Raw genomic sequence first — 13,882 nt, 5'->3', positions numbered from 1 at the left:
TATTATTAGCAATTATTTTATTTTCTGATTTGCCAAAGGTTAAAATCTTACTCTTATCTTTATATCCCCTTTTATTTATTACTCTTTATTTATTTTCTATTGATAATTTGACTTACAATCTTACTTTATTAATGATATTTAAGGTTTTATCTACAGCAACTACTTTTGTATTATTGATTTTTACAACTACATATATAGAAATATTTAAAAAATTAGATAAATTCTTGCCTTCGTTTTTGGTTAGTGTTTTATTTTTAACATACCGGTCTATATTTATTTTGTGGACAATTTTTGAAAATTTGCAGCTAACATTGCATATTAGAGGGAAACTACAGTTATCAAGACCGGTTTATAGCCTTAGATTGCTTGGAAATGCATTCGGGCATTTATTAATAAGAGCGATTAAAGTTAGTGAAGATATGTATGAATGTATGATGATAAGAGGTTATTCAGGTAATTTAAGGTATTTGCGAAAATAATATGAGTAGAATTGTAGAAATAAGTTGTTTTAAACATATATATCCTGATAAAACGAAGATTGAACTCTGTGGAATCGAGTTTGTCGTCAATAAAGGAGAAAAAGTAGCAGTACTTGGTCCTAATGGTGGTGGTAAAACTACTCTGATTAGACATATTCTTGGAATTTTAACTCCTTCACACGGGCAGATTAGCGTTTTTGGCGTGAATCCTGCAAAAGATTACGATAAGATTCGAGAAAGAATAGGCGTTGTTTTACAGAGTGTAGAAGAACAGCTGATAGGACCTACTGTTATTGATGATATTATGTTTTCTCCTCTGAATTATGGGTATTCAAGAGCTCAGGCTGTTGAGATGACACAGAAAATAATGGAACGTCTAGGAATAACTCATTTAAAAGATAAAATCATTCATTATTTGTCTGGTGGAGAAAAAAGAAAGGTCGCCCTTGCAGGAGCTTTGGTTTTGAATCCTGAGTTGCTGGTATTGGATGAGCCATTTTCCGGTCTTGATCTGAAATCCCAAAGAGAATTAATAAGTTTGATTAATGAAATATCCAGGGAAAGAGATATAAGTGTTGTTATTTCTACCCATGATGTAGAGTTAGTATCTGAATTTGCTGATACGATGTACTTGATTGCATCCAAGAAAGGAATTTCCAGAAAAGGAACGCCGCAGGAGATTTTGAACCTTAATGATGAATTGCAAAATTTTAATTTAGATGAGCCTGATATTGTAAAACTGTTCAGGTTTCTAAGAGAAAGTGGTCTTGACCTTGGTAATCCCATTACAGTTCAAGATGCAGCAAGAATTTTGATCAATAATTTAAATCAAGTTATTAAAAGTTAATTAGCTCAAATTAAACAGAAAAAATTTGTGTAAAATATTTGTAATTATCAATTTTATTGCTTTTTTCGTGTTTATTATATGGGATAATTTAATTAGATATGTAAATTAAGTTGTAAAGTAAAAAGTTGACTAAAAACGTTTATGAGTGGATTAAAAGAACATATAGTTGTTCGTGGAGCAAATCAGCATAATCTTAAAAATGTAAACTTGTCTATTCCTAAAAATCAGCTTGTTGTGTTTACGGGGGTGAGTGGATCAGGCAAGAGTAGCCTTGCATTTGATACCATATTTGCAGAAGGGCAGAGAAGATATGTTGAAAGTTTAAGTGCATATGCAAGACAATTTCTTGGGCAGTTGAATAAACCAGACGTAGAAAGCATAGAAGGCTTGAGTCCGGCTATTTCTATTGACCAGAAATCTACGAGCCATAATCCTAGATCTACAGTTGGTACAGTAACCGAGATTTATGACCATTTAAGACTCCTTTTTGCAAGAATTGGGACTCCTCATTGTCCTGAATGTAAAGATGTTATAACTCCTCAAACAGTCGATCAAATTGTGGATAGTATCTTAGCTCTTGGTGAAGGGACTAAGATACAGATTATTTCTCCAATTATTAGAGGCAAAAAAGGAGAACATTCAAGTTTATTTAATGAGTTAAGGCAAGAAGGTTTTATCAGGGTTAGAGTTGATGGTAAGATTTACAATCTTGATGAAGATGATATTGAGATCGAGAAAACTAAGAAACATAATATTGATGTCGTTTTGGATAGAATCATCGTAAAAGAGAGTGTAAGATCAAGAATAGCAGATAGTACGCAGACTGCTTTACAAAGGTCTAATGGGCTGGTTATTGTAGATATAATTGACCAAAGAGAAATAATTTTCTCGGAAAAACTTGCATGCCACAATTGTAATCTGAGTTTTGATGAATTGTCTCCGAGAATGTTCAGTTTTAATAGTCCTTATGGAGCCTGTCAGACCTGTAGTGGCTTAGGTGCTCATTTGGAAATAAGTCCTGATCTAATTGTGCCTGATACCTGTAAATCTCTAAAAGGTGGAGCGATTTATCCCTGGGCAAAAACAGGAAATAAATACTATGTTGATATTTTGAGTTCTGTGGCTGATCATTATGATATAGATATGGATACTTATTTTGAAGATCTGTCAAAGGAGCATCAGGATATTATTTTATATGGCAGCAAAGGAGAAAGAGTTCGCTTTACACACGATAATTTTAAAAAGACAAGAAGAAAATCATATAATGCGGTTTATAAAGGTGTTATACCATACTTGAAAGAACGTTATGAAGGCTCTGGCTCTGATATGGTTAGAGCAGAAATTGAAAAATATATGATGCAGATTCCTTGCCCTACTTGTCACGGAGCAAGGTTAAAAGATTTCTCGCTTGCTGTTAAAGTTGGTGAAAAATCCATAGATCAAGTTTGTAATATGTCTATTAGTGATAGTCACGAGTTTATATCATCTTTGTTTTTAACCTTAAATGATCATCAATTGGCAATTGTAAAACAGCTTTTAATGGAGATTAGAGAGAGATTAAAGTTCCTTATTGATGTCGGACTCAACTATCTTACATTGAATAGAACAGCTGGAACCCTTTCTGGTGGTGAATCTCAGAGAATAAGGTTAGCTACTCAAATTGGTTCAGGTTTGTCTGGGGTTTTATATGTTCTGGATGAGCCGAGTATTGGACTTCATCAGGTAAATAATGAGCAGCTTTTAAATACTTTAACAAGGTTAAGAAATCTGGGAAATACTCTAATAGTGGTTGAGCATGATGAAGAAACTATAAGACGTGCTGATTGGGTAGTGGATATTGGTCCAAGAGCGGGTGTTCATGGCGGTGAAATTGTAGCAGAAGGCACACCGTATGATATTGAGGAAGTTAAAAATTCTATTACCGGTCAATATTTACGTGGATCAAAAGCTATTAAAATTCCCGAAACCAGAAGAGAAGGAAATGGTAAATTCCTGAGTATTATTGACGCCCATAAAAATAACTTAAAAAACTTGAATCTTGACATTCCTTTAGGTGAATTTGTCTGTATTACTGGTGTTAGTGGTTCTGGTAAATCTACTTTGCTGTTCGATCTTTTACATCAATATGCTAAGCATAAATTGAGGGGAAATACTCCAAAACCTCAGGGAGTGAAGAAGATAGCCGGGTTTGAGAATATAGATAAGATTATTGATATAGATCAAGGCCCTATCGGCAGAACTCCAAGAAGTAACGCTGCTACTTATACCGGCACGTTTGACCATATTAGAGAATTATTTTCTCTTACTAATGAAGCAAAAACCAGAGGTTATAAACCTGGAAGATTTAGCTTTAATGTAAAAGGTGGAAGATGTGAAGCCTGTCAGGGAGATGGAATTATCAAAATTGAAATGAACTTCTTGCCTGACGTTTATATTCCTTGTGAAGTATGCAAAGGGGCCAGATATAATAGAGAAACCCTTGAGGTTAAGTATAAAGGCAAATCAATTGCTGATGTTCTTAATATGACTGTAGAAGAAGCACTTGATTTCTTTAAGAATATTCCTAAAATTGCAAGTAAATTGCAGACCCTTTATGATGTTGGGCTTGATTATATTAAATTAGGTCAGAGTGCAACTACACTTTCAGGTGGTGAAGCACAGAGAGTCAAACTTGCCTCTGAGTTAAATAAGAGAAGCACGGGAAGAACCCTTTATCTTCTTGACGAGCCTTCAGTTGGATTACACTGGGCAGATTTGGAGAAATTACTTGAAATTCTAAACAGACTTGTTGATACAGGTAATACTGTGATTGTTATTGAACATAACCTTGATGTAATAAAAGTTGCTGATCAGGTTATTGATCTTGGCCCTGAAGGTGGAGATGCCGGTGGCATGATTATAGCTCAGGATACTCCTGAGAAGGTTGCAGAAATTGAGAATTCTTATACAGGTAAGTACTTAAAGAAGATGTTTAACAAGGAAATATCTCTTGCAAAGTCTTAACCTAAATAACTAAAACAGGCTATGAAATATACGCCTGTTTTTTTATTTGGTAATGGTAAATAAGTGAGAGATAAAGGTAAAATCGTCATTCCGAGGTGGCTATGCCACGGTCACATTGTCAACAATCTTTCTTTAATATACAAGAATCATTGATGATAGGTTTGTGCCTTTGGCGCCGTGGGAATCTTTTCGAATAAAAACTATAATCAATAAGCCATATTTGAGAGATCGCCACGGTTTCTTTTAGAAACCTCGCGATGACATTATTTTCATCAGTCAGTTTCTGACCTTTACCTTTTGTTTGAGTTTGTTTTCAAAGTCTATTTATATTTGATACAACATAAAATATTGTAAGTCCAGAGGTATTATTAAGAATAATACGTTCACTTTTCTTACTTTACGTTGTATTATTAAATAATAAAGATTCTTTTCGTGGAAAATAGTATGGATTTCTTAAAAAATAATCAAGAATTAAAAATAATACCGAGTGAGATAAAGGGTATATCTAACGGAATTATTAGGGAGATTTATCCTCAATATTTCACTGTTCAATTGGATAATGTAAATGATGATTTGCTTAGAATAGGTGATCATATAGAGATTATTGTGCCTATGAAAGACTATATGATAAGATTTGAGGTTCAGGTAAATCTGATAGATGGAAATCTTGTACATTTTTCACTACCAAAGCAATTTAGACGTATACAGAGAAGAGAATATACCAGAGTTAATGTTAATATTCCTGTAAAACTGAGAGAAGTAAATAATTCAAATAATATTAATTCAATTATCGAAAACCTTAGCGGTGGTGGCATGAAATTGGTTTCCTCAGAAGATTTCGATATTGATAGTTTGTTGGAAGCTAATTTTAGTATTCTTAGTAGAAAAGATATAAACACTGTATTAAAAGTCTTAAGAACAGACAAATATAATAGTAAAGAATATAATTTAGCAGCTGAATTTAAAGAAATTTCTAATGTTGATAGAACCGCAATAATACAGCTGTGCTTTAAGAGACAGTTAGAGCTTAAATGTAAGGAATTTAGAGTAGATTAGCTTTGGGAGGTGATTTTTATTCAACTTGCAAGAAAGTTTGCTGGAATATTTTCAAGTAGTGCCATGTTAATAGTTGGATCCGTTGCACTATTTAATGGTATGTCATTTGATTTTGAAACAGTATTAAATGCTTGTAAGCTAAGTATTTCAGCAGCAGCTGTGGCTGGTCTGTTTGGATACTATATGGGTAAAACCTTTGAAAAGTCTAATATGCCAAAAGAAAAATCTGTTTCGTCTAAGAAAAATTCTGATCTTTTAATAGACGATATTTTAGACGATAATCTTGATGAAATTAATGATGAAACAGTATAAATGTTTGCTAGTAAATGGGTAAAGGAAAAAATGAGTTTTAAAAATATTATAGGTAAAACTAGTAACAAGTCTGAATCATTAGTAAATAGATTTGCTATGATTATTGGTACGTCTATTTTTATCACCTTATTCTTTATAGCAGCCTATAATCTTTATGCTAGCATTCCTATAATTAAACAATACCGTGTTGATAAAGATTTTAACCATGAATCATTATCAAGAGTAATATTCCAGAATTTTAAAAAAGATGTGGGACAGGCTGAGTATACTGATTTAGCTAATATTTCCAGAAGTTTAATTAATAATGATCTTATATTATATGTGAATGTAATTGATAAGAGTTCCAATAAATACATGTGGTCAAGTTTATCTGGATTAATAGGGACTGATGCAGAAGTTTATAATCCCTGGAAAAATGAACTATTTGCTCATAAATATCAGGGACTTCAACATCAAGATATTAGAGAAATATACAATGAGGAAGGTGAATTTGTTGTTGCAGTTGGTTTCTTGGATAATGATACTCTTATCTCTCTAATAAATGTTCTTTTAAAAGGCGATATAATTTTGGTTGTTATCTTCATTATATTTGGATTTGCTTCTGCTTTTACACTGGCTAAGTTTGTAACCAAACCTATAAAAAATCTTGTAATGGGGGCAGAAGAATTTTCTAAAGGGAATTTAAGATATAGAGCAGTTGTAACAACCCATGATGAAATTGGTATACTTGCTCATGCTTTTAATGATATGGCTAATAAGCTTGATGTATTATATTCATCATTAGAACAGCAGGTTAAAGATAGAACTAATGAGCTTGTTTCAAAAAATGTTCAATTGGAAAGTGCTTATGCGGAGCTAAAAGAAGCTCAAACTATGGTTATACATAGTGAAAAAATGAAATCCCTGGGTCAATTAGTTGCGGGTGTTGCCCATGAATTGAACAATCCAATTAACTTTATTTATGGCAATTTAGATCATCTTAGAAACTATATGAATGATTTAATAAGTATTATTGATTCTTATGAACGCATTAAAGATAAGCTTTCTAGCGAAGATATTGAATTAATCGATAAAATAAAGGAAGAGGTTGATTATCAATTCATTCTAGAAGATTTACCACCTTTAATAAAGAGTTGTAAGGACGGATCTGAAAGATGTAAACAAATAGTACTTGATCTCAAAAACTTCTCAAGACTTGATGAAGCAGTGTTAAAAGAAATTAATATTCATGAAGGAATAGAAAGTACGCTAAATATCCTTTATAATAAATTTAAAAATAGAGCTAATATTCATAAAGAATATGGAAATCTTCCAATGTTATCTTGTTATGCTGGGCAATTAAATCAAGTATTTATGAATATTTTGGATAATGCTATTCAAGCGGTTCCTGATCAAGGAGATGTATATGTCAAAACCAGCTTTGAGAATAATAATATTAAGGTAATTATTGAAGACAATGGAGCAGGAATAGACAAGGACATTTTATCTAGAATCTTTGATCCATTCTTTACTACAAAACCGGTTGGAGAAGGAACTGGGCTTGGCTTATCAATCAGTTATAAAATAATTAAAACTCATAACGGAACGATAGATGTTGAGAGTGAAAAAGGTAAAGGAACTAAATTTACCATTAAAATCCCAGTAGATTGGCACAAAGAAGCAGGTATTGCCGGAGTATAATCAAATATGAATTACAATATACTAGTTGTTGATGATGAAATAGATAATTTACAATTGTTTATCAGGACATTCCGTAAAAAGTATAATGTCTTGACAGCAAATTCGGGTTATGAAGCTATTGAAATACTTAAAAACAATCAGGTAGACTTAATTATTTCTGATCATAAAATGCCTGAGATGGATGGGGTGGAGTTTTTAACTCGTACATTAAACATATGTCCTGATACTATTAGGATTTTACTTACTGCTTATACTGATGCCAGCTCTTTAATAAATGCTATTAATAATGCAAAAATTTATAGATATGTTAAAAAACCCTGGAATATAAATGATTTAACTACCATTGTTGATAGGGCTTTAGACGTTCATCAGTTAAATAATGATAATAAAGAATTAGCCGTAGATTTAAAAGAGCTGTTTTCAGGTACAATTGCAGCAATTACAGGGGCTCTTGATGCAAAAGATTCTTTTACCTTTGGTAGAAGTAAGAGAGTCACTTATTATGCTCTTCAAACTGGAAAATATCTTGGGTTATCAGATTCTGAGTTGAGTGAGCTTGAACTTGCAGGTTTATTGCACGATATTGGCATGATTGGTGTACCGGAAAGAGTTATTAATAAACCCGGGACCCTTTCATCTGAGGAATATGATGCTATTAAGCAGCACGTAATTCATGGGGTTAAAATTCTTGAAGAGATAAAACAGTTTGAAGCTGTCATTAATACGATAAAATTCCACCATGAACGATATGATGGAAATGGTTATCCTTTTGGGCTAAAAAACGATGAAATTCCTGTTAGTGCAAAAATTATATCGGTTGCTGATACATATGATGCTATGACATCAGACAGGGCTTATCGTAAAGGATTATCCCATGAATCTGCGATTGCCGAGCTTAAAAAAGGTGTCGGGGCTCAGTTTGATCCTGATATAGTAAATGCATTTGTTGCTATCATCGATCACACGTTAATAGAAGTTAAAAAAATGGAAATGGTATTTGAATAAAGTTAATTTACTTTTGTTTAATAATTGTAAATGATTTATTGAATATGCCCTATAATTAGGCAATTTTTGTCTCGAAAAATTGTTTTATTTAATGTGAAGGAAGAAGGAGGCAGGAATGCGTAAAAATCAGCAGGGAGTTTTAGGGCAAATAATTCATTTAGATAATAGTTTAAAAATCAGAAAATGTAATTTTGCAAGATTTGAAGATATAGATTCTAATTATAAATTTGCCATGCCTGCGTCTGATGAAGCTATTAAGGATTATAAAGAGTTTAAATCTTATGCAGGAGATATGAGCCTGAATATTCAATATAAAAAGCTGGCTTTTCAGCCAATTAAGATTGATTCAAGGAATAGATGGTAAAAATAATAATATAAATATACTAAAAATCTCCGATATAACAATGGAGATTTTTTAGTATGATTGTTTTGTAGATAAAAGGATTAATGGGTATGGAAAAAAGGCTAAAAAGGCCATTAAAAAGTTTGTATATACATATGCCTTTTTGTAAAGACAAGTGTTATTACTGTAGTTTTATTTCTTTTACTAATAAAGAAGATCAAATAGGGAACTATATAAACTCTTTGATTCGGGAAATGCAAGCAGGGTTATCTGATTCTTTGAATACAAAACTTAGATCCATTTATATAGGCGGGGGAACACCTTCTTTAATACCTGTTGAATATTATGAGCGTATTTTAAGTGAAATATCCGGATTAGCTATTGTAGTTAGAGATTGTGAGATAACAATTGAAGTTAATCCCGGAACCATTGATTTTGAATACTTGCAAAAGCTGCGCTTGTTGGGTATAAATCGTTTGAGTATTGGCGTACAAAGTTTTGATGATCATATATTAAAGCTTATAAATAGAAAACATACGGTAAGTGAGGCAATAGAAACCGTTAATATGGCTAAGAAAGCTGGCTTTCATAATATAAGTATTGATTTAATTTACGGATTACCTGAACAGGATATTAAAATCTGGGAAGAAACTTTAAATGCTGCCGGAAAATTGGATATTCATCATATTTCAGCTTATGGACTGAAAATAGAAGAAGGTACAAAGTTTGCTAAAAATCTTCCGCCAAATTTGCCTGAAGAGGAAATATCTGCTCAAATGTATCTTAAAACAATAGAGATATTAGATGATTATAACTTTAGGCATTATGAAATAAGTAATTTTGCTATTTCCGGATATGAATCAAGGCATAACTTGAGCTATTGGCATAATGAAGAATATTTTGGCTTTGGTCTGGCAGCTCATAGCTATGTTAATGGGGTTAGATACTCAAATACTTGTAATCTTGATGAATATGTTAATGATCCATCTAAAAAAGCCTCTTCTCATAAAGTTTCAAAGCAGGAAGCAATAGAAGAGGGGATATTTTTGGGATTACGATTAATAGACGGGATTAATATTCGGAAATTTAAAGAGGAGTATGGGGTAGATTTGCTGGAAAAGTATAAAAATATAATTAACAAGTATATTGCTAATGGTTATATGGAAATAGGGCAAAGCAATTTAAGGTTAACTACAAGCGGAATTCTAATCAGTAACGCAATTCTTGCTGATTTTCTTGAATAAAAAATATAGAAAGATCTATCTCTCTCGTTTGTTAGGATTCTTGAAATTCAGTTAATTTATACTAATTAAATGAGTTAAAAGCGTTTTCAAGAGTAGTTAAAGAGTATTTATCAGCGAGAATCCAGCTTTTTATTTGATTTTCGCTAACATCTAAAATAGGAGCTATTTTTGAGATTACCAGAGGGGATATAGGTTCTTTACCGATAATCATCTCATTTAATTTACCCTGACTATAATTAATCTGTTTACTTAACGCTGTTCTTGAAATGCCTTTTTCTTGAAGGAGCGAGTCTATTTTAGTTGTAAGGATTAGTCCTTCATCATCCTGAGCGTCAACGAAAGATCTCTTTTTAGATTCAATATCATTGCTTTTATTTGAACTATTATTAGATTGCCACGCCTCCTGCGGAGGCTCGCAATGACAGGGTGTGTAATCCTGAGCATTAGCGAAGGATCTCTGGGATTCTTCACTGCGTTCAGAATGACAATGCGTGTTATCCTGAAAAAGGAGCTCTTTTTTAGCTTTTATTGCAAGCTCAATTGTTTCTTTAGGATATTTATCAGCTAAAATCCATCCCTGTATTTCTTCTTTTGAAACTTGAAGAATCGGAGCCATTTTTTCTATTAAATTAGCAGAAAAGGAAATCTTTCCCCTTATCATCTTATTTAAAGCACTTTCATCAAAATCTGCTAATTTGCTCAATTGATAATATGTTAAACTTTTTTCTTTTAAAACTTTATCAATTTTATCTTTAATTAATGTCATGTTCAATCATAGCCTTAAATTTTATACTGGAATAAAAACGTGTTGACATATTTTTTATGATGATGCATAGTTAGGATGTTAAAAAAGGTAATTCACCAATATTACGCACTGTCATTGCGAGCCATAAATCGTTGCTTTAAGAAATAATCGTACTTGCGTGGCAATCTCATACTTATCTACCTAGCAACTTAAGTGAGACAGATAATATCCCTAATGGTTATATAGTTTTCTATTCTAATTTATCACAAACAAGTATTCCTCTCTTAGAGGACTGTTTTAAGGAGGAAAGAAAATAATGTCATGCCGGACGTGTTCCGGCATCTATATGGTTAACGCTTTAAGCTTTTATTTGCATACAGGGTTAGATCCCGAAATAAATTCGGGATGACATTTATAATTTCTTACTTACAATGCCAGGAGTTGTTTTATGAAAGAAATATTTAACTGTGCTCTTATTTACTGCACTTTATGTGATCAATATATTATTTGCGAAGATAGCATTAAATCAAAAGGCATGATTATGTGCAATTGTGGCAATGCTGTCGGGCATTACGGTAAAGTCTTAAAAGATCCTAAAAATTGAAAGCATAAATTGAAATTTATCACTTATTTTTTAATTTTATACTCTCTTTTAATTCATTTATATGCTGTTTAATCTCACTAAAATCAATCTCATCAGAAGGAGCCATTTTAATAAACTTACTAAATGCTTCTACTGCTTCCTTAAAATTTCCCTGCTTTTCAAGTGCATAACCAAGATTTTTATACGCAAGAATATAATTTGGATCTAAGCTTAAGGCTTTTTTATACATTAGAGCTGCTTCTTCAATATTACCTCGGCAATAAAAAGCTAATCCAAGCTGATTATGAGCTTCAGCAGAATTATTATTTATGCTAATAACTGTCTCACAGTAATTAACCGACTCTTCCCATTTACCTTTTTTGGCATAACAAACAGCTAATCTAAAATTGGCTCCTTCATGCTTAGGCTCCAATTCTAAAATTGCTCTATATATGTCAATAGCTCGATCTACATCTCTTGCCATACCTGACATATTACTCTTATTATCATATGCCTGCGCAAGAGCAGAAAGATAAATCACACTATCAGGAGATAAATCAACAGCTTTTTTAAACTGTTCTGCTGCATCATCATATTTTTTTTCTTTAGAAAGAGCCAATCCAAGATTATAATAAGTGCCAGGATCGTTATCTTTTAGTTTAATCGAAACATTAAATTGCTCTATAGCCTGTACATTATTATTTTTATTGTACAATAATAATCCTAAATTATAATAAGCATCAGGGTCTTTAGAATTTAACTCTATGGATTTCTTAAAATTGGTCTTAGCCTGATCCAAATTACCCATACTAAGATAAGTCAAGCCAAGATTATAATAGGCCTCTGGCCTATCAGGATTAACTTTTATTGCACTCTTAAAAGCTCTTATCGATCCTTGATATTCTTTATTAGAATATGCGTCTATGCCTTTATTATATTTATCTTCATATATATCAGCTAATTTAAAGAATCTAAAATACACTAAAATACCTAGTGTTACTATCAGTAAAACCAATGAAATATAATAAATAATTGTTAGCATATTAATTCCACTTCTTAATTAACAATATCAAGTAAGCATCCCTCACATTAACCTGCACATATTACCACGAATATAGTTGAATTATATTAGATAAGATCTTTTTCTTGATTTTCAATCTAATAATATATTTTTATTTTAACAGATTTTTTACTGGTTATTCCTAAAAACAATACAAAGAAATTCTTACTTATTCAGCAGTAATTGATTTTGTTAAACTTCTTGGATTATTCACATCTCTTCCTAGCAATTCCGCTATTCTGAAAGATAAAAGCTGCAAGCTAATCACAGCAAATACAGGAGAAATTTCACTACTGGATTGAGGAATATTTATAAAATCAGCACCAGCAAATAGCAATCTATTCTCAATCAGAAGATCTTCCTGGCTCTTAATTATCACTAGATCAGGATTTCTTTTTCGTTTTACTTCTTCTGTATTTGATATGACTAAATTATAATTTTCACCATCAATTTGATATGGAGATATTATAGATATAACAGGAATATTCTCATCAACAACCGCAACATAACCATGCAAAAACTCACCTGCTGGATATCCATTAGCATCAATATAACTTGTTTCTTTAATCTTTAATGCCCCTTCTTCAGCAACAGCAGAATTTGTACCTCGCCCTAACAGTATCAAACTTTTTGAATCCTTTATTTTTTCGGCCGCCTTGTCAATTTGATCTGTATTCTCTAAAAATTTCTCTATTTTTTTACCAAGAGTACACAATTCAGCCTTTAATTCCTGTATCTTATCACTCGAAATAGAGTTTCTTTTCTCTGCTACGTATAAAGCTAATATATAAAGATTTAACAACTGTGCCGTAAATGATTTCGTTGCAGGAATGCTTTTTTCTTTACCGGCACCAACCGGCATTTTTGACTGTGCAAGGTTATAAATCTTTGAGTCAGGATTATTCGTAAGCGCAAAAGTATAAGAACCTTTTTCAATTGCAATTTTTAAAGCAGCATAAGTATCAGCAGTTTCTCCTGACTGAGATATAGCAATTACCAGATCATTTTTATCCAGACTTGGATTTCTATGAGCAAATTCACTTGCATAATCCACAAAAACAGGCAGATTTAAAACTTCTTCAAGAAAATATTTTGCTATATTTCCGACATTTCTTGATGAACCACTTGCCACAATATAAATCTTATTCAGGTTTTTTATTTGCTCATCACTAATATTCAGGCTTATTCCTTGTACTGGCAAATCTATCGGCAAATATTTTTTCACCAGCTTATCAATAATCTCAGATTGTTCTTTTATATCACTAAGCATAAGGTTTTTTCGTACACCTCTTCAAATAGTCCTGAATACAAGAAAGATTTTTACGCTTTCTAAAAATATTATAATTCTATACAATATATATCGGCATTTTAGAAACTATACTTTGATAATTTTTATGGTTTCTGACTTATTTATTTAGATTTATTAAGAGGCTGTTTGAAAAGTCTATTATTTAGCTAATTGTCTAAGCATCAAATGTAACATTGATATGTAAATCATATTTTCACTGCTTCTTGGCAAATATTC

Annotated in this window: 12 protein-coding genes; 9 read left to right on the top strand and 3 right to left on the bottom strand. The window is 31.9% G+C overall.

All coding sequences use genetic code 11. The features are described 5' to 3' along the window. Positions 1-29: 29 nt before the first annotated feature. The 9 genes from A2255_04400 to A2255_04360 all read left to right on the top strand — a co-directional run bounded on the left by A2255_04400 (position 30) and on the right by A2255_04360 (position 9,969). Positions 30-479, top strand: coding sequence for a hypothetical protein (locus A2255_04400; GenBank protein ID OGI21473.1), 450 nt, complete (start codon positions 30-32; stop codon positions 477-479). Between the two features lies 1 nt (position 480). Next, on the top strand, positions 481-1,326 hold the full coding sequence (locus A2255_04395; GenBank protein OGI21472.1) for a hypothetical protein: 846 nt from the start codon (positions 481-483) through the stop codon (positions 1,324-1,326). Between the two features lie 141 nt (positions 1,327-1,467). Further along, positions 1,468-4,329 (top strand): excinuclease ABC subunit A, encoded by a 2,862-nt coding sequence (locus A2255_04390; GenBank protein ID OGI21471.1) that lies wholly within the window; start codon positions 1,468-1,470, stop codon positions 4,327-4,329. A gap of 444 nt (positions 4,330-4,773) precedes the next feature. Continuing rightward, on the top strand, positions 4,774-5,385 hold the full coding sequence (locus tag A2255_04385) for a hypothetical protein (GenBank protein OGI21470.1): 612 nt from the start codon (positions 4,774-4,776) through the stop codon (positions 5,383-5,385). Positions 5,386-5,394: 9 nt separating this feature from the next. Then, positions 5,395-5,697 carry a hypothetical protein gene (locus A2255_04380; GenBank protein OGI21469.1) on the top strand — a complete coding sequence of 101 codons (303 nt, stop codon included), beginning with the start codon at positions 5,395-5,397 and terminating at the stop codon, positions 5,695-5,697. Continuing rightward, positions 5,698-7,377 carry a hypothetical protein gene (locus tag A2255_04375; GenBank protein ID OGI21468.1) on the top strand — a complete coding sequence of 560 codons (1,680 nt, stop codon included), beginning with the start codon at positions 5,698-5,700 and terminating at the stop codon, positions 7,375-7,377. 6 nt (positions 7,378-7,383) lie between these two features. Continuing rightward, the gene (locus A2255_04370; GenBank protein ID OGI21467.1) at positions 7,384-8,382 is read left to right on the top strand and encodes a hypothetical protein; all 999 of its coding nucleotides are present in this window, start codon (positions 7,384-7,386) and stop codon (positions 8,380-8,382) included. A gap of 115 nt (positions 8,383-8,497) precedes the next feature. After that, positions 8,498-8,746, top strand: coding sequence for a hypothetical protein (locus A2255_04365; protein ID OGI21466.1), 249 nt, complete (start codon positions 8,498-8,500; stop codon positions 8,744-8,746). A gap of 89 nt (positions 8,747-8,835) precedes the next feature. Next, the gene (locus A2255_04360) at positions 8,836-9,969 is read left to right on the top strand and encodes a hypothetical protein (GenBank protein ID OGI21465.1); all 1,134 of its coding nucleotides are present in this window, start codon (positions 8,836-8,838) and stop codon (positions 9,967-9,969) included. A gap of 61 nt (positions 9,970-10,030) precedes the next feature. On the opposite strand, the gene A2255_04355 is transcribed toward A2255_04360, so the two are convergent. The 3 genes from A2255_04355 to A2255_04345 all read right to left on the bottom strand — a co-directional run bounded on the left by A2255_04355 (position 10,031) and on the right by A2255_04345 (position 13,627). Next, the gene (locus A2255_04355; GenBank protein OGI21464.1) at positions 10,031-10,735 is read right to left on the bottom strand and encodes a hypothetical protein; all 705 of its coding nucleotides are present in this window, start codon (positions 10,733-10,735) and stop codon (positions 10,031-10,033) included. Positions 10,736-11,337: 602 nt separating this feature from the next. After that, on the bottom strand, positions 11,338-12,339 hold the full coding sequence (locus A2255_04350) for a hypothetical protein (GenBank protein OGI21463.1): 1,002 nt from the start codon (positions 12,337-12,339) through the stop codon (positions 11,338-11,340). A gap of 187 nt (positions 12,340-12,526) precedes the next feature. Then, complete coding sequence (locus tag A2255_04345; GenBank protein ID OGI21462.1) at positions 12,527-13,627, bottom strand: hypothetical protein; 1,101 nt, start codon at positions 13,625-13,627, stop codon at positions 12,527-12,529. Positions 13,628-13,882: the final 255 nt, after the last annotated feature.

It is taken from the genome of Candidatus Melainabacteria bacterium RIFOXYA2_FULL_32_9, from assembly GCA_001784615.1.
Lineage (GTDB): Bacteria > Cyanobacteriota > Vampirovibrionia > Gastranaerophilales > UBA9579 > UBA9579.
Note: the sequence above shows the minus strand (reverse complement) of the source record. Positions and strands in the feature narration are given on the sequence as shown.